This window comes from Mycobacterium sp. 236(2023) (genome assembly GCF_029623955.1).
GTDB lineage: Bacteria > Actinomycetota > Actinomycetes > Mycobacteriales > Mycobacteriaceae > Mycobacterium.
This window is the reverse complement of record NZ_JARSBP010000003.1, coordinates 1-20,891: the sequence shown is the minus strand read 5'-3', so window position 1 is coordinate 20,891 and position 20,891 is coordinate 1. Positions and strand designations below refer to the sequence as shown.

The window sequence follows — 20,891 nt, the reverse complement described above, 5'->3', positions numbered from 1 at the left end:
ACCGCCATGCCCAATCCGCTGCATTCCCCGGCCTTCTATGCGGGCGATCCGTACCCGACCTATCGCGAGCTACGGGCCACGGACCCGGTGAGCTGGAACGACGAGCACGGGTTCTGGGCGCTGCTCAAGTACGAGGACGTCCGGTACGTCTCGACCAATCCGGCGCTGTTCACCTCGACACGGGGCATCACCGTTCCGGACCCGGCGATCGAGAACCCCGTGCTGGACGGCAGCCTGATCTTCACCGATCCGCCTCGGCATCGGCAGCTCCGCAAGCTGATCAACTCCGGCTTCACCCGTCGCCAGGTCGCCATCCTGGAACCGAAGCTGCGTGCGTTCGCGAGGACGGCACTTGATGCCATCGACTCGAAAGGGGGCACCGAGTTCGCCGAGCAGATCGCCGCACCGCTGCCGACCCGCATGATCGCCGAAATTCTGGGCGCCCCCGACGAAGACTGGGAACAGTTCCGCCGATGGTCCGACGCGGCGGTGGGCATGGACGACCCGGACGTCGAATTGGACACCTTCGCGGCGATGGGCGAGCTCTACCAGTACTTCGAGCACCTGGTGTCGCTGCGCCGCACCGGCGCACTGCGTGACTCCGATGACCTGCTGTCGATCCTGGTCGCTGCCGAGGTCGACGGAGTGCGGCTCAGTGACCAGGACCTGCTGCAGTTCTGTCTGCTGCTCCTGGTCGCCGGGAACGAGACCACCCGAAACCTCATCGCGCTGGGCACTCTCGCGCTCATCGAGAACCCCGACCAACTGCAGTTGCTCCAGAGGCGTCGGGACCTGATACCGATGGCGGTCGAGGAATTGCTGCGGTTCACCTCACCGGTCGCCAACATGTCGCGCTGTGCAACACAGGATGTGGAGATTCGCGGCCGGCTGATCCGGGAGGGCCAGTACGTCACGATGATGTACGGCTCGGCCAACCGCGACGAGGACGTGTTCGGGCCCAGGTCAGAACACCTCGACATCACCCGGAACCCCAACCCGCACTTGGCTTTCGGGTGCGGTGAGCACTCCTGCCTGGGGGCCCAGTTGGCGCGGCTGGAGGCCTGCGTCTTGTTCGAGGAACTACTGGCGCGCTTCGACCACATCGAGCTCGACGGCGACGTCCTGCGCATGCAGGCGACGATGGTACCCGGCGTGCGGCAGATGCCGGTGAAGCTCATTCCTGCCAGGGTCACCGCGTAGAGCCGATACGTCTGGCCCGCCCTGAATGGCGCTCGGCGGTGAGGGTACACAATGATGTACAAGCAAACCCACCGCGACGAGACGAGAACGCCATCCAGCCCACCAGCAAACATTCGGCAGCAACGCTCGATGCCGCTGCGTTGGGTGACGGCTTGGCGCCGGCGTTTCAACCCGTCGTGTCGCTGCCGGACGAGACCGTCGTCGGCTTCGAGGCACTCGCACGCTGGCCGTCCCTGGACCATCCCTCACCGGCAGCCGTGTTCGCACACGCCGCGGCGACCGACAGAATGGATCAACTCGACCACGCGTGCATCCACTCAGCGGCCCGTGCAGCGCTCGATGGACCTTCGACGAAGGGCATGCTGCTCCTGGTCAACTGTGAGCCCACCACTGGGAACATCCACATGCCGGCGGGCACTGCGCTGTCGGAAGCGGCCAGCACCTTCAACCTGACCTTCGAACTGACGGAGCGGGGACTGCTACGGGATCCACCGGCGCTTCTGCGGAAAGTGGCGGCGCTTCGAGCGCTGGGCGTACTGATCGCGCTGGACGACATCGGGGCTCATCGCGATTCTCTTGCGCTGCTGGACATCATCGCGCCCGACGTGATGAAGATCGACCTCAGACTGGTTCAGCGACAACCCGATCAACTCCAGGCGCGCACCATCGCGGCGGTCATCGCCCATCACGAGCGCACCGGGGCGACAATTCTGGCCGAGGGGATCGAGACCGAGGAACATCTGGAGCAGGCGCTGGCCTACGGTGCCACCCTCGGACAGGGCTACCTGTTCGGGTACCCCGGCAGTCTCCACACCGCGCCGCAAGGCCCGGCCCTCCCCGTGCGTGCAAGTCCGGCGAACGAGCGGGCGGCTGCTCACACACCGTTCGAATTGGCCAGCGCCGACACCGCACCCCGAACGGTGCGCAAGAAGACCCTGATCGAACTGTCTCGCCACATCGAGCGGTTGGCGGCAGCTGCCGAGAGCCCTCCGATCGTGCTGTTCACCCTGCAGAGTCATGACAATTTCCGGGGCGCCACCCGGCAGAACTACATCTCGCTGGCCGAGAGCTCCCCCCTCGTCGTGGCCTTCGCGGTCGGCGTGCCTGAAGTTCCTGAGCCGCTTTTCAGTTGGGTCGACGTCGACTCCAGCGATCGGCTGGCACTGGAGTGGACCGTCGTGGCGATCGGCCCCGATACCGCTGCGGCGCTGATCGCCCGTGAGCTCGAGCCGCCCGGCACCGCCACCGCCGAACACGATCGCCGCTTCGAGGCAGTGATCACCTTCGACCGCTCGCGAGTGGCCGAAGCGGCCCGAAGCCTTCTCTACCGCTGCCCGACCTACCCGCGAGGCGGCGACGCGGTCAGCGTGTAACTGCGGCCAGCGCTTTGGCGACGGTCGCCAGATCGTCGTCGGTGACGTCGACGTGCGGGGAGATGCGCAGTGCCGGGTGCGCCATATGGCGCGGCGCGCGTTCGATACCGAGATAGGTCGTGACGATGCCGAACTCCGCGATCAGGCGGGCCCGCACCTCGGCAGCGTCGATGCCGCCGGGCGGCCGCACCGTCGTGATGGCGCTGGGCTCGTGGACATGTTCGAGTACCCGCCAGCCGGGCACCTCTGCAAGAGCCGTGCGCGTGGCCACACCCACGTCTCGCAACCGCGCCTGCACCGCGTCCGGTCCCGCGGCGACGTGCTCCCCGAGTGCGACCGAGAACGCCACGTGGAGGCCGACATTCGTCTCCGCGTGACCAAGACGTTCACGCAGAGAATCAGACAGCACACCCGGCCGCGTCGCCAGCACCCCTACACCGCGCGGACCCGCGCTCCACTTTCGCGATGACGAGTACACGGCGTCGGCGCCGATCCCCTGCACATCGAGATGCGCGAAACCCTGTGCGGCGTCGACGATCAGCGGAATCCCGTGACCGTGACAGGCGCTGGCCATGTCGTGGACCGGCTGGACGATGCCGCTGTGGCTGCCCAGAACCGTGAAATGTACGAGTGCGGGCGGGTGATGTCCGAGTGCGGCGCCCAGAGCGTTGACATCGAGCCTGCCGAACTCGTCCACGGGAAGCATCCGGATATCGAAACCGTGGCGGGCCATGATCGCGAGGTTCGGTCCGAATTCCCCGGGGAGGCACGCGATCGTTCTGTCGCCCTTCCAGTCGCTGAGCAAGATGTCCAGCGAATGGTTCGATCCGGTCGTGAAAGACACACCGGCATCGGGCATTCCGGTCAAGGCCCGCACGGCGGCACGGCCCGCCTCGAGCACGGGCGCCGCAGCCTCGGCGGCGATGTAGCCACCGACCTCCGCTTCGTGCCGGGCATGCTGGGCAGACGCTTCGATCACCGCGAAGCTCTGCCGCGAGCAGGCCGCGCTGTCGACGTGGACCCCGGCGGCAGGCGGCCGCGCCACACGCCAGGCCTCCGCGAGACTCATTTGATCGCCAGCGACAAGCCGAAGTCACCGGCGTCGTCTGTCCACCAATGGGTTCGGCGTAAGCCGGCGGCAGACAACTCGGCCTCCACCCTGTCCGACGTGAACTTGCAGGACACCTCGGTCAGCATCTGCTCACCCTCAGCGAAGTCGACGTCGAGTTCCAGCGCAGCGATGTGAACCCGCTGCGCCCGAACCGATTTCAACCACATCTCGATGCGTTGCTCGACGTCGTTCCAGATAGCGACATGCTCGAAACTCTCGATGTCGAAATCGGCGTCGAGTTCCCGGTTGACGACCGCGAGCACGTTGCGGTTGAACGCCGCCGTGACGCCCGCGCTGTCGTCGTAGGCGCGCACCAGTCGGTCGACGTCCTTGACGAGGTCTGTGCCGAGCAACAGCGTGTCGCCGGGCGCCATCATGTCCGACACCGAGGCCAGAAACTGCGCGCGCGGACCCGGCGTCAGGTTCCCGATCGTCGAGCCCAGGAAGGCCACCATCCGGCGTCCGACCTGGGGGATCTTCCCGAGGTGTTCTTCGAAATCGCCACAGACAGCGTTCACTTCCACGGCGGGGTACTCGGTCTGGATCGCGGCGCCTGCCGCGCGCAGCACGGTGGGGTCGACGTCGAACGGGATGAACCGGCGAAGGGAGCCGCTGTCTCGGAGCGCGTCGAGCAGCATCCGAGTCTTCTCGGAGGTTCCGCTGCCGAGCTCGACGAGGGTGTCGGCGTTGGAGGCCGCGGCGATCTCGGCTGCTCGCGCCTTGAGGATCTGCGCCTCCGCACGCGTCGGGTAGTACTCGGGCAGCCGGGTGATCTGATCGAACAGGTCACTGCCCACGGAGTCGTAGAACCATTTCGGGGGAAGCGTTTTCGGGCTCTGCATGAGCCCATCCCGAACGTCGCGCCGTAGCGCCTCGTCGGCGGCGTCATCGGCCAGGTAGTTCTCCAGCGAGAACATCGTCACGATCCTTTCAGCGGTGTCAGGTGCACTCGGGTGTCCACGACCTCGACGAGGTGCCGGTCGGGCACCTCCTGCCAGGCGGGATCGTCGTCATAGGGTTCGCTCGCCACCACGGTGCCGTCGTCACGCCTGAGCACCGACAAGGTGTCGCCCCAGGTGGTGGCAAGCAGCCGGGAACCGTTGGCGGCCACGATGTTCAGCCGAGCACTCGGGTCGCCCTCGGCCACTTCGACGATCGTCTCGCCGAGAGTGTCGAGTCCGCGGTCGAAGATCAGCGCCGCCAGCAGCGCGCTGTCGTTGGTCGATTCGGCGTTGCGTGAGGTGGGCAGCACAGACCGGTCGACGACGCCGTTGTGCGACAGCAGCCACGTCCCGTCGCTGAACGGCGCGGACGCCGACGGTTCGATCGGCATGCCGACCGTCGCCGAGCGCACCGCGGCGACCACGCACCCACTGGTCAGCGCCGGCGCGACGGAGGCGAACGACGCGTCACCCCACAGAGGTGCGGCACTGCGCCATCGCCGCGCCACTCCGTCGTCGAAAAACCCGACGCCCCAACCGTCGGCGTTCATCAGCCCATGCTTCTGCCGCCGCGGCGAATACGACTGCACCAGCAGGCCCGATGGGGGATCGAGCACCAGCGATGCCACCGACACAGGGGCGCCGAGCCACGCCAGATGCCTACACATGCCTACGCGTCCCAGGCCAGCCGGACGCCGGAGAAGATCTGCCGGCGAATCGGATGGTCCCAGTTGCGGAAGCTGGGCCGCAGAATGCTCGACGCCACCGCCCACGAACCACCTCGCAGCACGCGGTACTCCCCCGATGCGGTGCCTTCGAAGAACGGCTCCGAATACTGTTTGTAGACCATCGGGCTGAAGCCGGGCCAGGGACGCAGCGGCGACGTCGTCCATTCCCATACGTCGCCGAGCATCTGCTCCACCCCATAGGCCGACGCGCCCGACGGGTAGGCGCCGACGGGTGCAGGCCGCAGACCTTCGCCGCCCAAGTTCGCCACCGATGCGTTAGGTTCGCTTGCACCCCAAGGGTATCGGCGACGGCTGCCCGTCGCCGGATCCCAGGCGCACGCCTTCTCCCACTCGACCTCGGTGGGCAACCGTGCTCCCGTCCACGCCGCGTACGCCTCGGCCTCGTAATAGGTGACGTGCTGGACGGGTTCGTCACCCGGAATGTCCTCGACGTGCCCGAACCGGGTGCGTGTGCCGTCGCCATTCCAGAACAGCGGCCCTGTCAGGCGGGCCTTCTGTCGATGAGACCAGCCGGCGGCCGACCACCAGCGCGGCTGCTCGTAACCTCCGTGGGCGATGAACTGTCGCCACTCGGCGTTCGTGACCGGCACTTGCCCGATCCTGAATTCCGGTACGTGAACCGTGTGGGCAGGGCGCTCGTTGTCGAGCGAGAACGGCTCTGTCGCCGCGTCGACACCGAGCGTGAACTCGCCGGCCGGAACCAGCACCGACGTGCCCGCCAAGCCGGGGCGGCCCCGCGGGAGCTCGGAGCCACGGTCGAGCAGCGGCGCACCGGTACGCAAGCTCAGCGCCTGCAGCATCGTCTCGTCGTGCTGGTTTTCGTGGCTGATCACCAGTCCATACGTGAAGGCGTCGGGGTGGCCGTCGGGTAGCGCTTCCAAGGTGTCGAGTGCCCGGCCCCGCACGGTTGCGCAGTAGTTGCGGGCGTCGGTGGGCGGCAGCAGCGGCAGGTCGACCCGGGCGGCACGCGAGTGGACGAAGGCGTCGTAGAGCTGGTCGACCTGGCGCGTCAGGAGCCCGGGCCGGTCTGGATCGCCGCCGCGCAGCAGCCAGAGCTCCTCCTGTTGGCCGATGTGCGCGAGATCCCAGACCAGCGGGCTCATCAACGGGTCGTACTGGCGTCGCAGCTCGGCATCGTCGAAGTCGACGAGCCGCAGCGTGCGGTCCCTGGCTTTGGTCAGTTCACCGGCGAGCGTCTCGCGCGTCGTCACAGCTCTCCTCGTGCCAATTGGGTGACCGCATGCTCGATTCCGTAGGTCACCACCCGGTCGGCGAAGTCGTCGGCTGGACTACGCCCCTGCTCGACCGAACGCATCAGCAGCGACATCGATTCCTCGATGCCGGCCGGGACGCGCTCGGCGGCGGCCTGCACACACCGCGTGGCGGCCTCGTGCAGCCTGCGATCCTCGAGTCCGAGCTGGGCTGCCCGATCCCACGCCGTCGCCACTGATTCGGTGGCCTCCGCGGCGATGTCGGCCGCGGCCGGGTCGTCCAGCAGCGCGGCGAGCGTGAAGACGACCGCGGGCCAGAGGGAATCGGGCACGCTGTCGAGATAGCGGATTTCGAGGAAGCCGCGTGGCCGCACGGGCGGAAACAGCGTCGTCAGGTGATATTCGAGGTCGGCGATGGTCGGTCGGCGGTCGCCCAGCAGCACCCGCCCGTCGGCCCAGTCCGCGAACGGCACCCACTCCGTCACCGCCGTCGCGTCGGGGTTGTGGACGAGCATCACGGGTGCCCGCAGCGCGTACCGGGCCCAGTCACTGGCCGGGTCGTCGGCGGTGTCGCCGAGAATCGGGCCGGAGCGCGCCGAGTCCAACTGACTCCACACCAGCTGGCGGGTGGACCGCCATCCGGTGAAGCGGCCACCGAGGACGGGAGAGTTCGCGGTGATCGCGATCATCGTGGGGCCCAGCGCGTGCGCGAGCCGCACCCGCTCCGCCCACGCCGACTGCGGACCGGCTTCGAGATTGACCTGAACCGACGCCGTCGACGTCATCATCGCCCCGCCGGCCTCACCGGTGCCGCTGTCCCGGAAGAACCGTTCCATCGCCGCGTACCGCGCGCCCGGGTTGACCCGCTCCGCCGGCCGCAACGGATCGGCACCGAGAAGGACCAAACCGAGGCCGGCCTGGGCGAACGCCCCCCGCAACAGCGCGCGGTCCGACGCCATCGCCGAAATCGCGCTGACCGTGTCGGCCATCGGCGGGCCAGACAGCTCGACCGCGCCGCCCGGCTCCACCGTGACGAGGCTGCCGCCGGGCAGCGCCGGCAGGCCGGCGATTGTCTCGGTGAGCTCGGTCCAGCCCGGCCGCCGGGACGGATCACTCATGTCGTAGCAGTGGGCCTCGATCTCCAGCCCCACCGGTCCGACGGGACCGTCCTTCAGACATGCGTCGGCAATGTGTTGCGCGGCGGCTTCTGCGCTGCTCAGCGGCGCGCGACAGTGTTCAACGGCACCATCGGATGCCATGGTGTGCGCCATCGCCGCCCCCTCGGGTGTGGACCGAACGCTCTCGTCTGTACCCATCTTGCAGAGCCGACCGACAAAGTCCCCCGTTTTAGTCAGGGACATCCCTGTGACGTTGGATCCCCGTCATTGCCCCAACGTGTTCTGCATCGCACCGGCGAGCACGTTTACGGCGGGGCCGCCGTTGCCGGACTGACACACTTTCGCCTGCAGCAGAACGTTTTCCCGCAGGCGCGTCGTGACGAAGCAGCGCCGGTCGGTGCCGGCTTCCTGCTTGACCCAGTTCGCGTCGGTTGCCGACGTCGGCCCGCCGGTGAACGTCCACACCTGCGTGATGAAGTTGTCCAGATGCATGGCCGTGGTCTGGCCGTTGCACCCGACGGTGCGGTCGACGAGCCGGTAGAACGCGCGGTTGGCGGCGTCGGTGGTGGCGAACACCCCGACCGTCTGCTTCACGAAATGCGTCATGTCGCTCGGCGACTCCTGCGCCACAGCACCGCTGAACGACGCGAGGTCGGGGTCGTTGTAGACGTCGGGCAGGCCGATGTCTGCCCAGTTGTTGCACGCCGGGTTGTCGACCCGGAACGCCTGGAACGGCGCGCTGAACGCCGACTCGAATCCCAACCGGGCGCCCACGATGTTGCCGACGGACCCCTTGTTGAGGACGGCGTAGTTGACGACGCCGGGATCCGACGGGCGCGCGGCAACCGGAGCCGCCAGTGCGAGTGCCGCGCCGACGGCCATGCCGAGGGCGAGAAACTTGCTCACAAGACTGTGCCGGCTCACAAGACGGGGCCTGCTCACAAGACTTTGGCCCTGAGCTTGACCTCGATGTTGCCGCGGGTGGCCTTCGAGTACGGGCAGACCCCGTGCGCCTTCTCCATCAGGTCGTCGGCCACACCCTGCTCCAGGCCGGGCAGATAGCCGATCAGCTCGGCCGTCAGTCCGAAGCCACCCTCGGAGTCTTTTCCGAAACCGACCTGGGCCGTGATGCCGCTCGCATCGTCCAGGCTGATTTTCTCGTTCTTCGCCACGAGCCGGAGTGCGCCGAGGAAGCAGGCGGCGTAGCCGGCCGAGAACAGCAGTTCAGGGTTGACTCCCTCACCGCTGCCACCCATCTCCTTGGGTGGGCGCGTGTCGAGGTCGATCTTGCCGTCAGTGGACTTCACATGGCCGTCGCGACCACCTCCGGTCGCGGTCGACTCTGCGGTGTAAACGACTTCGATGCTCATTCATCCGATCATGCCAGCCGGGCCTCGTCGGCATGCCAGTCACCGAAGGGGTCGTCGAAGCGACGCCAGTCCTGGGGACGCTCCATCTCGTCATCGGTGAGCAGCGCGTTGCGCAACTCCTCGGTGACCGCCTCGGGGTCGGCCCCGCAGGCGAGCACCGTCATCGACGTGTGCCTGTCGCCGTGGCGGGTTTCCCACATCAAATCGGCCATCGCGCGCCGTTCCGGGCCGACGTAGGCGACCTCACGAGAAGACATGGCGGCCAACCACTTTCCCGCCTGTGCGACGCGCAGTCCCCCACCTGCGGATTCCAGCCACATCGCGCGGTCGGGCTGGTTGGCCAGCCACAGGCGGCCACGGCTGCGGATCACGCCGTCGAGCAGTGCGTCGACAGCGGTGTACAACCGCCGCGGGTGGAACGGCCGGCTGGCCGCAAACTCGAAGAGCCGGACCGGGCCCGCGGAGTCCAGCGGCGGCTGACCTGCGAGCAGGGAGCCGTGCAGGTCGTCGCTGCGTCCCCGCCGGGCATCGACCTCCAAATTCGCCAGAGCCAGTGCGAGCCTTTCCGTCCCGACGGTCACCCGCGCCCGCGGCGCGAGCCTGCGCGTGACCGCCAGCGTCTGCGGGTGCGGTCGGGTGAGGACGACGACGTCGGCGAACTCGACCTGCGCGACGACGACCTGAGCGACGGTGCGCCCGTCGTCGAGCACGTCCTCCCCGAGGGCCTCGCCGAGCCATGTGGCGGTGTCGAGAGCCGTGACCACCGCGGCGATCGTCACGTCGCGCGCGGCGGTCGAGTGGGTGATGGCGAAGCAGACGGGCTCGGGTTCCATCCACGGCCCCAACCGCACCGCGATGCGGTCGACGTCGGGTCTGCGGTGCAGATGCTGTAGATGCTGCAACAGGTCTTCGCGCACAGTGCAGGTCACGCAGCAGTTCGTCAGCTCCAGCACGGCGTCGGCGACCACTTTGACGCCCCGCTGCATCAGCGTTGTCATGCGATGCACGACATGACCGTCGAAATGGTGCTCCACCAGCGCTGTTCGCCCGCCCAGAAGTTCGCAGGCGACATCGTCGGTGGAGCTCTGGCCGGTGATGACGACGACGGGCGTGCGCATCGAGCTCTCCTCCAATTGGGAATGATTTTCAATAATCGGGTGTTGACGCTACAGTCTGAAAGTCAGCTTGTCGAAAATCATTTTCATTAAGTTCGTGAAGGAGCGCGATGTCCGCCCACTGCCAGGTCACCGGGCGCGCACCCGGATTCGGCAACACGGTGTCCCATTCGCATCGCCGCACGCGCAGGCGCTGGGACCCGAACATCCAACGCAAGACCTATTACTTACCGTCCGAGGAACGCCGCATGACGCTGCGCGTCAGCACCAAGGGCATCAAGATCATCGACCGCGACGGCATCGAGTCCGTCGTCGCACGACTCCGCCGAGAGGGACAGAAAATCTGATGGCACGCAACGAGATACGCCCATTGGTGAAGCTGCGGTCCACCGCTGGTACCGGCTACACCTACATCACCCGCAAGAACCGCCGCAATGACCCTGATCGCATCGTGTTGCGCAAGTACGACCCGGTTGCGCGCAAGCACGTCGACTTCCGCGAGGAGCGCTGATGGCGAAGAAGTCCAAGATCGTCCAGAACGAGCGGCGCCGCGAGATCGTCGCGCGCTACGCCGAGCGCAGGGCAGAACTGAAACGCCTCATCAAGTCACCGTCCACCACGCCGGAGGTGCGCGTCGCGGCACAGTCCGAGCTGAATCGGCAACCGCGCGATGCCAGCCCGGTCCGGGTGCGCAACCGTGACGCGGTCGACGGCCGCCCCCGCGGCCATCTGCGCAAGTTCGGGTTGTCTCGTGTGCGCATGCGTGAACTCGCGCACGAAGGCCAGCTGCCCGGCGTCCGGAAGTCGAGCTGGTGAAGCGCACCCGCCGCGAAGTGGCACCCGCGAAGAAACGCCGGAACCTGTTAGCCACCTTGGGATTGGAGCGCGTCGACTACAAGGACACGTCGACCCTGCGGCAGTTCCTGTCCGACCGCGGCAAGATCCGCTCGCGCGCGGTCACGGGGTTGACGGTCCAGCAACAGCGCCAAGTCACGACGGCGATCAAGAACGCTCGTGAGATGGCGCTGCTGCCGTACCCAGGTCAAAGCCCTTCGGGCCGTTAGCCGCCCGCCCGCACGCCTTCCTCGACCTTCTTCCCCAGGTCGGGGTCGATGTTGCGCCAATACTCGAACACCCGTGAGAGCACCGGCTCCTTCACACCGTCCAAGACGTGCCCGACGATGTTGTTCACCAACCGATCCCTCGCTTCATCGTCGAGAACCTCTCGGACCAGCGTGCCGGCCTGACCGAAATCGTCGTCGTCCTGGCGTAGTGCATACGCCGAGCGGACCATGTCGCCGTCGGACGCCCAGTGCACCTCGGACGCGCGCTTGGGGTCGGCCTCAGGCCCACCCATCGAGTTCGGCGTGTACACCGGGTCGGTCGCATTGCGGATCCGCATCGCGCCGTCCTTCGAGTACGCCCGAACCTCGGTGTGCGGCTCGTTGACGGGAATCTGCTTGTAGTTCACGCCGAGTCGCGCGCGGTGCGCGTCGGCATACGAGAAGCCGCGGGCGAGCAGCATCTTGTCCGGGCTCAGGCCGGTTCCCGGCACAACGTTGTTCGGCTCGAACGCTGCCTGCTCCATCTGCGCGTGATAGTCGACGACGTTGCGGTTCAGCGTCATCTTGCCGACCTCGTGGAGCGGGTAATCGCTATGCGGCCACACCTTCGTCAGGTCGAAGGGGTTATAGCGGTATGTCTTCGCGTCCTCGAACGGCATGATTTGCACGTGCAGCGTCCAGCTCGGGAAGTTGCCGTCCTCGATGGAGTTGAACAGGTCGCGCTGGTGGTAGTCGCCGTCCTCACCCGCCAGTTTGTCGCCCTCGTCCTGGGTGAGGAATTCGATGCCCTGGTCGGTCTTGAAGTGGTACTTGACCCAGAACAGCTCGTCTTTGTCGTTGAGCCAGCTGTAGGTGTGGCTGGAGTAGCCGTTCATGTGTCGCCACGTCTTCGGAATGCCGCGATCACCCATCAGCCAGGTCACCTGATGCGCGGACTCCGGCGACAGCGTCCAGAAGTCCCACTGCATGTGGTGATCGCGAAGGTTGTTGGCGGCCATGCGCTTCTGGCTGCGGATGAAGTTCTGGAACTTCATCGGATCGCGGATGAAGAACACGGGTGTGTTGTTGCCGACCATGTCGAAGTTGCCTTCGGGCGTGTAGAACTTCAGCGAGAACCCGCGCGGGTCACGCCAGGTGTCCGGGCTGCCCCGCTCACCGGCCACCGTCGAAAACCGGGCCACCATTTCGGTTTTGGCGCCCGGCTGCAGGAACGCGGCCTTCGTGTACGCGCTCAGGTCGTGCGTCACCTCGAACTGCCCGAACGCGCCGCCGCCCTTGGCGTGCGGCTGGCGCTCGGGAATGCGCTCGCGGTTGAAGTTGGCCATCTGCTCGATCAGGTAGTGGTCCTGGAGCAGGATCGGCCCGTCGGATCCAACGGTCAGTGAGTGCTCGACGCTGGGGATGGGTGCGCCGGCGTCAGTAGTCGCGTACTTCTCAGACATGCTCTCTCCTCGGCGAAGGGCAGCACGAATGGCTGGGGCTGCCGTCCTCGAGGGCGGTGTACCCCTAACCCCCCGAAAATGAAACGGTCAGGGGCGTGGAGCCGGCGACGCCGGCGCCTGGGCGGGCGGGCCGGGCGGACGCGGGACCTCAATCATCGGCCCGCCGGGGCCGAACGGGCCGGCGAAGCCGGGACCGCGCTCGAGGCCGCCGGGAGGCGGACCCATCGGAAACATCGCCGGGCCGGGGCGCAGCATCATCTCGGATCCGCGGTGGTGAAAGCGGGGGCCGTCGTCGCCGACGTTCTTGCCGACGACGAACCCCGTCCCGAAGATGACGGCGACGGTGAACACCGAGCCGGCGACGATGCCGACCCACACGGCGATCTTGTTCAGTCTGCTGGGCGGCTGCGGCACATAGACAACCTGAGGGGCCACCGGCGGCGGAGGGGTGTGCGCCGCCGGTGGCGGTGTCAGGACGGGGCCTGTCGCGGGTTCTGACAGTTCGGGCTGCTCGGGCTGTTCGGGCCTCACGTCGTTCATGGCTCGATCATTCGCCGGTTTCCACAGCGCTGATTAGGTGCCAGCTGTGAATCAGCTTTGAGGCCGGCCGCAGCTCACCACGGCTTGATCGGGTTTACTGCGTACTGGATGACGCGGTAGGGCGTGCCGCCACGCGGCATGGTGTTCCACTGGCTGACGAAGACCCGCACGGCATCCGGCGTCGACCCCGGCGAGATGTATCCGCCGTAGGGCTGGGCGAGCCGGTTGTCCTGCGGTGGCGGCAGGACTTCTGCCGGCTCGGGCCACGGCGCGGCCACGACCACTGTCGTCATCGGCGCGGTGCCGAGCTGTGTCGGGTCGTTGGCGACGCGGATCTCCATGTTCCCGTTGGTCGCGTTGAAGTACGACAGCATCGTCATGCCGTCGATCTGCCGCACACTCATCTCGCCGACCTTGTCGGACCACAGAGGCGCGGGCTCACCTCCCCAGTCTGTGCCCGTCCACCCCTGCCATGCCGCGCGATCGGTGAAGGTCTGCGGCGTCGCGCGATAGAGCACCGCGGGTCCGCTGCGGTCGAAGTTGTTGGCCACGATGTAGACCCAGCCGCGTTCGGAGTCTGCGGTCGGGATCGGGTCGTAGTAGCCGCTGATCTGCGTCTGCCTGCCACCTGCGTACCCGGCGTCCCGCTTCGATCCGGGCACTGTCTCCCAGTTGCCCTGTCCAGCTTCGGCTTTCACCAACCGCGACGACTGGGGCCTCAGATCCTTGGTGTTGGTGACCATCATCCAGTTCTCGCGGTTGATCTCGATGATCCCCGCGGGAAGCTGCGACTCTCCGGGCGGTGTCGGCTCGGCCAGCAGCGGCGTGTCCACGCCGGTCACCCCGTCGTAGCGCACACCTGCCGGATCTTCCAGCGAGTCGCCAACCACGTGCAACGCGATCGGTGAGTACCAACCACCGAAGCCCACGGCCTGGCCGGCGAAGCTGTCGCCGCACACCTGCAGGGTCCCGCTGGGGAACTCCATGAACTCGCACAGGTCGGTCGCACCGATGCCGTAATCGGCTGTCGCCGTTCCTGTCCCGGCCGCGGCCGCCAACCGGAACACCTGCCCCGGCATCAGCGGCGGCATCGGCACCGGGGTGGCCAGCGCCGCCGGAATTGCATTCCAGCAGAGAAAGGCCGAGAGCAGGCCTGCGGGAATGCAGTTCCGGCGCAAGAGGATGCTAGAGCTCGGCGGCCAGCAGTTCAGCGATCTGAATGGTGTTGAGCGCCGCGCCCTTACGCAGGTTGTCGCCGGAGACGAACAGTGCGAGGCCGCGACCCTCGGGCGCGCCGGGGTCCTGCCGGATTCGACCGACGAGTGAGTCGTCAGCGCCCGCGGCCGCCAGCGGCGTCGGCACGTCGGTCAGCGTCACACCCGGTGCGCTGCCGAGGATCTCGGTGGCCCGCGCCACCGACAACGGCTGCGAGAACTCGGCATTGATCGACAGTGAGTGTCCGGTGAACACCGGCACCCGCACGCAGGTGCCCGACACCAGCAGGTCGGGGATGCCGAGGATCTTGCGGCTTTCGTTGCGCAGCTTCTGGTCTTCGTCGGTCTCACCGGAGCCGTCGTCGACCAGTGCCCCGGCGAGCGGGACGACGTTGAACGCGATCGGTGCGACGTACTTGTTCGGCGCCGGGTAGGCCAGCGCGGAGCCGTCGTGCACCAGCTGCTCGACCCCGTCGATGACGGCACGCGCCTGTGTCGCCAGCTCTTCGACGCCGGCCAGCCCGCTTCCCGAAACCGCTTGGTAGCTCGACACGATCAGCCGTGTCAGGCCCGCCTCGTCGTGCAGCGGCTTGAGCACCGGCATAGCAGCCATCGTGGTGCAGTTCGGGTTGGCGATGATGCCTTTCGGTCTCGTGCCGGCGTCGCGCGCGAAGTTGACTTCGGAGACGACGAGTGGAACGTCGGGGTCCTTGCGCCACGCCGATGAGTTGTCGACGACCACAGCGCCTGCGGCCGCGAACCGCGGTGCCTGCACCCGCGACATCGTCGCACCCGCCGAGAACAGGGCGATGTCGAGACCGGACGGATCGGCGGTCTCGGAGTCCTCGACCTCGATCTCCTGGCCGCGGAACTCCAGCTTCTTGCCCGCCGAGCGCGCCGAGGCGAAGAACCGGACCTCGGTGGCGGGAAAGTCTCTCTCCGCCAACAGGTTTCGCATGACCTGGCCGACCTGCCCGGTCGCGCCGACGACACCGATCCTGACCATCAGCGTCCCGTCCCCGCGTAGACGACAGCTTCCTCGTCGCCGCCCAGCCCGAAGGCCTCGTGTAGTGCCGCGACGGCGCCGTCGAGCTCGGTGTCCTTGATCAGTACCGAGATCCGGATCTCCGAGGTCGAGATCAGATCGATGTTGATGCCCGCCTGCGCCAACGCTTCACAGAATGTCGCCGTCACACCGGGGTGCGAGCGCATACCGGCGCCGATCAGCGACACCTTGCCAATGTGGTCGTCGTAAAGCACACGGGTGAAACCGATTTCGTCCTGCAGCGAGGTCAGCTTCTCGACGGCGCCGGGCCCGCTCTCGCGCGAGCATGTGAACGTGATGTCGGTCTTGCCGTCTTCGACCTTCGAGATGTTCTGCAGCACCATGTCGATGTTGACGTCGGCGTCGGCGCACGCGCGGAATACCTGCGCGGCGTACCCGGGGACGTCGGGAAGGCCGACGACGGTCACCTTCGCCTCGCCGCGGTCGTGGGCAACTCCGGTGAGGATGGCGTCTTCCATAGGGATGTCCTCGATCGATCCTTTGACGATGGTGCCCGGCTTGTCGGAGTACGACGACCGGACGTGGATGGGCAGGTCGAAACGGCGTGCGTATTCGACGCAGCGGAGCATGAGCACCTTCGCGCCGGCGGCGGCCATCTCCAGCATCTCCTCGAAGGAGACGGTGTCGAGCTTCTGAGCGTTCGGCACGATGCGCGGATCAGCGGTGAAGATGCCGTCGACATCGGTGTAGATCTCGCACACGTCGGCGTTGAGCGCAGCGGCCACCGCGACGGCGGTGGTGTCGGAGCCGCCCCGGCCCAGTGTGGTGACGTCCTTGGTGTCCTGGCTGACACCCTGAAAGCCCGCGACGAGAACGATCTGGCCCTCGTCGAGCGCCGAGCGCAGCCGGGTGGGGGTGACATCGATGATCTTGGCGTTGCCGTGCGTGCCGGTGGTGACGACGCCGGCCTGCGATCCGGTGAAGGACCGCGCCTGGGCGCCGAGCGACTCGATCGCCATCGCGACCAGTGCATTGGAAATGCGCTCGCCCGCCGTCAGAAGCATGTCGAGCTCGCGGACCGGCGGGGCCGGAGACACCTGTTTCGCCAGGTCAAGCAGTTCGTCGGTGGTATCGCCCATCGCCGAGACGACCACGACGACGTCGTTGCCCGCCTTCTTCGTCTCGACGATGCGCTCGGCCACACGACGGATGCGCTCGGCGTCGGACACCGAGGATCCGCCGTATTTCTGTACGACGAGCGCCACTGAACAGCCTTTCCGGGTGTTGGGGAGATCCCATAAAGGATAAAGGCTGCGCGCATGTGATTTTCCCGCCGGTAGCGTCGTGGAATGCCTGACGCACCGACCGGGCGGTTGGCCGACACGTCGGTCCCCATCCATCCCCCCATCGCCGCCCGGTGGAGTCCCCGCGCATTCGACCCCACGGCCGAACTCCCCCGCGAAGACCTGGCCGCCTTGCTGGAGGCGGCACGCTGGGCACCGACCTGGGGACAGCGCCAGCCGGTCCGCTTCATCGTGGGGCTTCGCGGTGACGACACCTTCGAGGCCCTGTCGGGCCTGCTCAGACGCGGTAACAGTTACGCCAAGGCGGCCAGCGCACTGATCCTGCTGTGCGCTGACGAAGGCGAGGACGACAAGACGAAGCTGTACTCGTCGGTCGACGCGGGCGCGGCGATGAACAGTCTGATCATCGAGGCCGTATCCCGCGGCCTGATCGCCCACCCGATGGCCGGATTCGACGTGCCGGCGGCGGCCGAGGCGTTCGGTCTCCCCGCGACCCTGCACCCGCTGGTGATGATCGCCACGGGGCGGCTCGGCGACTACGCCGACGTGCCGCCCGAGATCGCGGAGCGCGACTCCCGTCCGCGCGAGCGCCTGCCACTGGAACAGATCGTGCTCAACTGGGCTTGAGCCGCCGTGAATGCACGGTTTCTGACGCATTTTGGCTGATTTTCATCAGAAACCGTGCACTCGCGGAACCGTTCGGCATTTCGGTGCGCCTAACGTTATGTGCGCGAAATCGTCGTTGCCTCCGAGGCACTCACCGCCGGAGAGCTGACCCGCCAGGACCTTCGGCGCCGATTCGTCAAGGTGCACCACAACGTCTACGCACCGGTCGGGCTCACGCTGACTGCTCAGGACCGGGCCTACGCAGCGTGGCTGTGGTCGCGACGGTCGGCCACGCTGGCGGGACTGTCGGCTGCGGCGATGCACGGTGCGCGGTGGATTCCGCCTGACGCCCCCGCTGAACTCACCCGTGTCCGCTGCGGCGCTGCCCAGGGAATCGTGGTCCACCGGGAGAAGCTTCTCGACGACGAGGTCTGCCTGGTGCAGAGCATCGACTGCACGACCGCGGCGCGCACCGCCCTCGATATGGGCCGGCGAATCCCCGGGGACGAAGCGATCATTCGTATCGATGCGCTCCTCAATGCCACCCGCTGCCCGATCGCGGAAGTCAGCAAGGTCCTCGCGCGCCACCCCGGTGCACGGGGAATCCGTCGTCTACGGGAAGTCCTGGAGTTGGTCGACGGCGGGGCGGAGTCACCGCAGGAGACACGCGTGCGCCTGCTGCTCGTTCGAAGCGGGGCGCCCAAGCCGCAGACTCAGATCCCGGTCAGAAACGCGGCGGGAAGGGTCATCCGGCGTATCGACATGGGTTGGCCCGCATACCGAGTCGGAGTCGAATACGACGGCGAGCAGCACTGGACCGACTCGGCCAATCACGCCGACGACATCACCCGTCTGGAGTTCCTTGCAGAGCGAGGGTGGACAATCGTCCGAGTCAGCGCACGTCATCTGCGACGCGAGCCCGACAACATCTGGCGGCGCGTCGACCGCGCATTGCGGCTGCGCGGTTGGCCCGGCCCGTGAACTCCGGACGGCTAAGTGATGCCCAGAAACGTGAACGGATCCGCCTTCTCGAACTGGCCGCTCGTCTCGCCCGTGTAGACGGTCTTCTGCCCCTCGCCCAGATCGAGCTTCAGCGTCGGGGCACCGTCGCCGAGGTCCAGGTTCGCCAGGTCAACCCAGAATGTGCTCGGAGACAAGGCCGATTCGAAGAAGTACCGCCGCGCGGTGTGGTCGATCGCGGTGCGCCAGCGCGTCGACGATATGTTGGGTTCGCCGGGCGTGGTGATGCCGTAGGGCACCGACGCGTTGCGGACGACGCCGAGCGTCACGGCGACGGCCTCCAGTGGATCAGCGGTTTTCGGGACGGCGTCGATGTAGAACGATGCGCGGACGAATCGGTCTGCGGCGCGGTTGGTTCCGGGCAGCATCACGGTGCCGCCGATCTGGTTCCAGTATTCGGTGATCGCGAGTTGCTTGTCGAAGGTCGGCGAGTTCGTCATCACCTGGTAGTCGCGGCCGTGGTGGATGACCTGCCGGCCGTCGATGTACTCGATGATCGCGCTGTCGCCGGTGGCATCCGACAGGGCCAGATGCACAGTCGCCATGCGTTCCTGCCCCGGGACCTCGGCCGTCACGACGTTCACCGGAGTCGCCGTCAGCGCCCCGACGGCTTCGTCGACCGTCGCGAAGTTGTCGAGGATGTACTGCGCCCACAGCGCGATCGACAACGCAGGGGCTTCTCCGTTGCCGGGCGGATACTGGGACTCCGCGAGCCACAACAGATTGGCGCCCAGGCCGGCCTCGTTGAGACCGTCGGTGGTCGAGATGTCATAGCCCGTCGCGACGACGCTGCCGTACTTCGACGTCCACTCCATCGACCCGGGGCCCGCCTGACCGGTACGTGCCACGCCCCGCGGCAGCACCCACAGATTGGTGCCGATCTCGACCACCCAGTCCATCGACCGCCCCGTGACGATCCGTTCGCCGGTGCCGAGGTAAACGACGCGTGTGCACATGCAGTTCACCGTAGTGCCTGCACACAGCGTTCTTACAGAAGCTCGTTACGTAGACGCAACACTGCGGGATGGTCTGCGTAACAGACGCGGCAGTAACTGTCGGGTGAACGGCTCCGCCTCGGAGCCGCACCACCTGCAGGAGAACGAATGGACCCAGTTGACACCGGCACCACGGCCTTCATGCTGTGTTGCATCATCGGGCTGACCCTGATGATTCCCGGCCTTGCGCTGTTCTACGGCGGCATGGTCTCGGTGAAGAGCTCGACCAACATGATGATGATGACGTTCGGCGCGGTCGCGGTCGTCGGCGTCCTGTGGGTGCTGTTCGGATTCTCGATGGTGTTCGGCACGAGTTACGGCGGGTTCGTCGGCAGTTTCACCGAATTCGCGGGCATGAAGGATCTCCTGGAATCGCAGACGACGATCTCGGGCCTGCCGATCAGTTTGTTCTCCATCTTCCAGGCACTGTTCGCCGCGATCACCGTTGCGCTGATCTCGGGCGCGGTGGCCGACCGCATGAAGTTCGGCGCGTGGATGGGGTTTGCCACGCTGTGGGCGGTGCTGGTCTACTTCCCAGTCGCCCATTGGGTTTTCGCCTTCGACGGGGTGGTCACCGAGAATTCGGTCGGCGGTTGGATCGCTAACCAACTCAAGGCGATCGACTTCGCCGGCGGCACCGCGGTGCACATCAACGCGGGCGCGGCCGCACTCGCGGTGGCGATCGTGCTCGGCAAGTCCGCGATGTTCGGTTCACGCAAACCGCACAACGTTCCGCTGACCCTGCTCGGTGCCGGCCTGCTGTGGGCCGGGTGGTACGCGTTCAACGGCGGCTCCGCGCTGGCTGCCGGTAACTCGGCTGCCATCGTCATGGTCACCACCTTCGTCGCGACCTGCGCGGCCACGCTGGCCTGGCTCGCCGTCGAAAAGATCAAGGACGGCCACGTGACGGGCGTCGGCGCAGCTTCGGGCGCGATCACCGGCCTGGTCGCCATCACCCCTGCCTGCGGCGCGGTCACTCCTATCGGCGCGATCTTCGTCGGGGCCATCGCCGGCGCGATCTGCGTGTACGCGGTGAGCTTGAAGGAGAAGTTCGGCTACGACGACTCCCTCGACGTCGTCGGCGTCCACCTCGTCGGCGGTGTCATCGGCACCCTGCTGATCGGCCTGTTCGCCAGCGAGACCATGCCGAACGCCACCAACGGCCTGTTCTACGGCGGCGGCATCGAGCAGCTGTGGAAGCAGGCGGTGGCCGCGTTCGCCGTCATGGCGTACTCGTTCGTGGTCGCGTTTGCCATCGCCTTTGTCCTGAAAAAGACTGTAGGAATCCGCATTTCGCCCGACGAAGAGGAGAAGGGCATCGACGCGTCGTTCCACCGCGAGGCGTCGTACGAGTTCACCGCTTCCTGATCGACAGCCGGCCGCCGCGGGAGTTCCGAGGGTGATGATGTCCTTGTTGCCGGTCGACGTGATGACGATGTCGGCGTCGCCGATCGCCTGCTCGACGGTCACGACGTCATACCCGTCCATCAGCGCCTGCAGCGCGTTGATCGG

Annotated in this window: 23 protein-coding genes and 1 pseudogene; 9 read left to right on the top strand and 15 right to left on the bottom strand. The window is 66.8% G+C overall.

Features of this window, described 5'->3' with window-relative positions:
- Window positions 1–6 precede the first annotated feature (6 nt).
- Complete coding sequence (locus P9A17_RS11200; protein WP_278038718.1) at window positions 7–1,200, top strand: cytochrome P450; 1,194 nt, start codon at window positions 7–9, stop codon at window positions 1,198–1,200.
- Window positions 1,201–1,352: 152 nt separating this feature from the next.
- The gene (locus tag P9A17_RS11195; RefSeq protein WP_347403838.1) at window positions 1,353–2,573 is read left to right on the top strand and encodes an EAL domain-containing protein; all 1,221 of its coding nucleotides are present in this window, start codon (window positions 1,353–1,355) and stop codon (window positions 2,571–2,573) included.
- On the opposite strand, the gene egtE is transcribed toward P9A17_RS11195, so the two are convergent.
- The 8 genes from egtE to P9A17_RS11155 form a co-directional block, all read right to left on the bottom strand.
- Window positions 2,563–3,642 carry an ergothioneine biosynthesis PLP-dependent enzyme EgtE gene (gene egtE / locus P9A17_RS11190; RefSeq protein WP_278038716.1) on the bottom strand — a complete coding sequence of 360 codons (1,080 nt, stop codon included), beginning with the start codon at window positions 3,640–3,642 and terminating at the stop codon, window positions 2,563–2,565. The two genes, P9A17_RS11195 and egtE, sit on opposite strands and share 11 nt — an antisense overlap.
- A complete protein-coding gene (gene egtD, locus P9A17_RS11185; RefSeq protein ID WP_278038715.1) occupies window positions 3,639–4,601 on the bottom strand; it encodes an L-histidine N(alpha)-methyltransferase in 963 nt (320 codons plus the stop codon). The genes egtE and egtD overlap by 4 nt, the downstream gene beginning before the upstream one ends.
- A 2-nt stretch (window positions 4,602–4,603) precedes the next feature.
- Window positions 4,604–5,293, bottom strand: a complete 690-nt coding sequence (gene egtC / locus P9A17_RS11180; protein WP_278038714.1) for an ergothioneine biosynthesis protein EgtC — start codon at window positions 5,291–5,293, stop codon at window positions 4,604–4,606.
- 2 nt (window positions 5,294–5,295) lie between these two features.
- On the bottom strand, window positions 5,296–6,585 hold the full coding sequence (gene egtB, locus P9A17_RS11175; protein ID WP_278038713.1) for an ergothioneine biosynthesis protein EgtB: 1,290 nt from the start codon (window positions 6,583–6,585) through the stop codon (window positions 5,296–5,298).
- The gene (gene egtA / locus P9A17_RS11170; RefSeq protein ID WP_278039813.1) at window positions 6,582–7,856 is read right to left on the bottom strand and encodes an ergothioneine biosynthesis glutamate--cysteine ligase EgtA; all 1,275 of its coding nucleotides are present in this window, start codon (window positions 7,854–7,856) and stop codon (window positions 6,582–6,584) included. The genes egtB and egtA overlap by 4 nt, the downstream gene beginning before the upstream one ends.
- Before the next feature lie 111 nt (window positions 7,857–7,967).
- Entirely contained in the window at window positions 7,968–8,585 is a 618-nt protein-coding gene (locus tag P9A17_RS11165) for a sensor domain-containing protein (RefSeq protein WP_278039812.1), read from the bottom strand.
- A gap of 56 nt (window positions 8,586–8,641) precedes the next feature.
- Window positions 8,642–9,073, bottom strand: coding sequence for an organic hydroperoxide resistance protein (locus P9A17_RS11160; protein WP_278038712.1), 432 nt, complete (start codon window positions 9,071–9,073; stop codon window positions 8,642–8,644).
- An 8-nt stretch (window positions 9,074–9,081) separates the two neighbouring features.
- A complete protein-coding gene (locus tag P9A17_RS11155) occupies window positions 9,082–10,191 on the bottom strand; it encodes a GTP-binding protein (RefSeq protein ID WP_278038711.1) in 1,110 nt (369 codons plus the stop codon).
- 107 nt (window positions 10,192–10,298) lie between these two features.
- Between P9A17_RS11155 and rpmB the strand changes: the two genes are divergently transcribed.
- Genes rpmB through rpsR form a run of 4 tightly spaced genes read left to right on the top strand, consistent with a single transcriptional unit; the run spans window position 10,299 to window position 11,252 of the window.
- A complete protein-coding gene (rpmB, locus tag P9A17_RS11150; protein WP_278038710.1) occupies window positions 10,299–10,535 on the top strand; it encodes a 50S ribosomal protein L28 in 237 nt (78 codons plus the stop codon).
- The gene (gene rpmG, locus P9A17_RS11145; RefSeq protein ID WP_278038709.1) at window positions 10,535–10,699 is read left to right on the top strand and encodes a 50S ribosomal protein L33; all 165 of its coding nucleotides are present in this window, start codon (window positions 10,535–10,537) and stop codon (window positions 10,697–10,699) included. The genes rpmB and rpmG overlap by 1 nt, the downstream gene beginning before the upstream one ends.
- Entirely contained in the window at window positions 10,699–11,004 is a 306-nt protein-coding gene (gene rpsN / locus P9A17_RS11140; protein ID WP_278038708.1) for a 30S ribosomal protein S14, read from the top strand. Before rpmG ends, rpsN begins: the two co-directional genes overlap by 1 nt.
- A complete protein-coding gene (rpsR, locus tag P9A17_RS11135) occupies window positions 10,998–11,252 on the top strand; it encodes a 30S ribosomal protein S18 (protein ID WP_278039811.1) in 255 nt (84 codons plus the stop codon). The genes rpsN and rpsR overlap by 7 nt, the downstream gene beginning before the upstream one ends.
- Here the strand turns inward: rpsR and P9A17_RS11130 are convergent.
- The 5 genes from P9A17_RS11130 to P9A17_RS11110 form a co-directional block, all read right to left on the bottom strand.
- Complete coding sequence (locus P9A17_RS11130) at window positions 11,249–12,694, bottom strand: catalase (protein ID WP_278038707.1); 1,446 nt, start codon at window positions 12,692–12,694, stop codon at window positions 11,249–11,251. The genes rpsR and P9A17_RS11130 overlap by 4 nt on opposite strands.
- An 87-nt stretch (window positions 12,695–12,781) precedes the next feature.
- Complete coding sequence (locus tag P9A17_RS11125) at window positions 12,782–13,234, bottom strand: hypothetical protein (RefSeq protein ID WP_278038706.1); 453 nt, start codon at window positions 13,232–13,234, stop codon at window positions 12,782–12,784.
- Between the two features lie 74 nt (window positions 13,235–13,308).
- On the bottom strand, window positions 13,309–14,325 hold the full coding sequence (locus tag P9A17_RS11120; RefSeq protein WP_278039810.1) for a DUF4185 domain-containing protein: 1,017 nt from the start codon (window positions 14,323–14,325) through the stop codon (window positions 13,309–13,311).
- A 94-nt stretch (window positions 14,326–14,419) separates the two neighbouring features.
- Window positions 14,420–15,457: an aspartate-semialdehyde dehydrogenase gene (locus P9A17_RS11115; RefSeq protein WP_278039809.1), complete on the bottom strand. Its 1,038-nt coding sequence runs from the start codon at window positions 15,455–15,457 to the stop codon at window positions 14,420–14,422.
- On the bottom strand, window positions 15,454–16,719 hold the full coding sequence (locus P9A17_RS11110; RefSeq protein WP_278038705.1) for an aspartate kinase: 1,266 nt from the start codon (window positions 16,717–16,719) through the stop codon (window positions 15,454–15,456). The genes P9A17_RS11115 and P9A17_RS11110 overlap by 4 nt, the downstream gene beginning before the upstream one ends.
- Before the next feature lie 84 nt (window positions 16,720–16,803).
- On the opposite strand from P9A17_RS11110, the gene P9A17_RS11105 reads away from it, so the two are divergent.
- Window positions 16,804–17,385: a nitroreductase family protein gene (locus P9A17_RS11105; protein WP_278038704.1), complete on the top strand. Its 582-nt coding sequence runs from the start codon at window positions 16,804–16,806 to the stop codon at window positions 17,383–17,385.
- 99 nt (window positions 17,386–17,484) lie between these two features.
- Window positions 17,485–18,345, top strand: coding sequence for a DUF559 domain-containing protein (locus P9A17_RS11100; RefSeq protein ID WP_278038703.1), 861 nt, complete (start codon window positions 17,485–17,487; stop codon window positions 18,343–18,345).
- An 11-nt stretch (window positions 18,346–18,356) separates the two neighbouring features.
- On the opposite strand, the gene P9A17_RS11095 is transcribed toward P9A17_RS11100, so the two are convergent.
- The gene (locus P9A17_RS11095; protein WP_278038702.1) at window positions 18,357–19,340 is read right to left on the bottom strand and encodes a linear amide C-N hydrolase; all 984 of its coding nucleotides are present in this window, start codon (window positions 19,338–19,340) and stop codon (window positions 18,357–18,359) included.
- A gap of 147 nt (window positions 19,341–19,487) precedes the next feature.
- Here P9A17_RS11095 and P9A17_RS11090 point away from each other — a divergent pair, with 147 nt between their 5' ends.
- On the top strand, window positions 19,488–20,747 hold the full coding sequence (locus P9A17_RS11090) for an ammonium transporter (protein WP_278038701.1): 1,260 nt from the start codon (window positions 19,488–19,490) through the stop codon (window positions 20,745–20,747).
- Between the two features lie 27 nt (window positions 20,748–20,774).
- On the opposite strand, the pseudogene P9A17_RS11085 reads toward P9A17_RS11090, so the two are convergent.
- Window positions 20,775–20,891, bottom strand: a pseudogene (locus tag P9A17_RS11085) (hypothetical protein); the annotation flags it as partial.

Excerpts from the sequence above, each read along its gene's own strand:
- egtD (WP_278038715.1), bottom strand. The coding sequence starts at position 4,601 with ATGTTCTCGCTGGAGAACTACCTGGCCGATGACGCCGCCGACGAGGCG.
- rpsN (WP_278038708.1), top strand. The coding sequence starts at position 10,699 with ATGGCGAAGAAGTCCAAGATCGTCCAGAACGAGCGGCGCCGCGAGATC.
- egtA (WP_278039813.1), bottom strand. The coding sequence starts at position 7,856 with ATGGCGCACACCATGGCATCCGATGGTGCCGTTGAACACTGTCGCGCG.
- P9A17_RS11160 (WP_278038712.1), bottom strand. The coding sequence starts at position 9,073 with ATGAGCATCGAAGTCGTTTACACCGCAGAGTCGACCGCGACCGGAGGT.
- rpmG (WP_278038709.1), top strand. The coding sequence starts at position 10,535 with ATGGCACGCAACGAGATACGCCCATTGGTGAAGCTGCGGTCCACCGCT.
- P9A17_RS11155 (WP_278038711.1), bottom strand. The coding sequence starts at position 10,191 with ATGCGCACGCCCGTCGTCGTCATCACCGGCCAGAGCTCCACCGACGAT.
- P9A17_RS11125 (WP_278038706.1), bottom strand. The coding sequence starts at position 13,234 with ATGAACGACGTGAGGCCCGAACAGCCCGAGCAGCCCGAACTGTCAGAA.
- P9A17_RS11090 (WP_278038701.1), top strand. The coding sequence starts at position 19,488 with ATGGACCCAGTTGACACCGGCACCACGGCCTTCATGCTGTGTTGCATC.
- P9A17_RS11165 (WP_278039812.1), bottom strand. The coding sequence starts at position 8,585 with ATGGCCGTCGGCGCGGCACTCGCACTGGCGGCTCCGGTTGCCGCGCGC.
- P9A17_RS11130 (WP_278038707.1), bottom strand. The coding sequence starts at position 12,694 with ATGTCTGAGAAGTACGCGACTACTGACGCCGGCGCACCCATCCCCAGC.
- egtE (WP_278038716.1), bottom strand. The coding sequence starts at position 3,642 with ATGAGTCTCGCGGAGGCCTGGCGTGTGGCGCGGCCGCCTGCCGCCGGG.
- P9A17_RS11095 (WP_278038702.1), bottom strand. The coding sequence starts at position 19,340 with ATGTGCACACGCGTCGTTTACCTCGGCACCGGCGAACGGATCGTCACG.
- P9A17_RS11200 (WP_278038718.1), top strand. The coding sequence starts at position 7 with ATGCCCAATCCGCTGCATTCCCCGGCCTTCTATGCGGGCGATCCGTAC.
- P9A17_RS11105 (WP_278038704.1), top strand. The coding sequence starts at position 16,804 with ATGCCTGACGCACCGACCGGGCGGTTGGCCGACACGTCGGTCCCCATC.
- P9A17_RS11120 (WP_278039810.1), bottom strand. The coding sequence starts at position 14,325 with ATGCCGCCGCTGATGCCGGGGCAGGTGTTCCGGTTGGCGGCCGCGGCC.
- rpmB (WP_278038710.1), top strand. The coding sequence starts at position 10,299 with ATGTCCGCCCACTGCCAGGTCACCGGGCGCGCACCCGGATTCGGCAAC.
- egtC (WP_278038714.1), bottom strand. The coding sequence starts at position 5,293 with ATGTGTAGGCATCTGGCGTGGCTCGGCGCCCCTGTGTCGGTGGCATCG.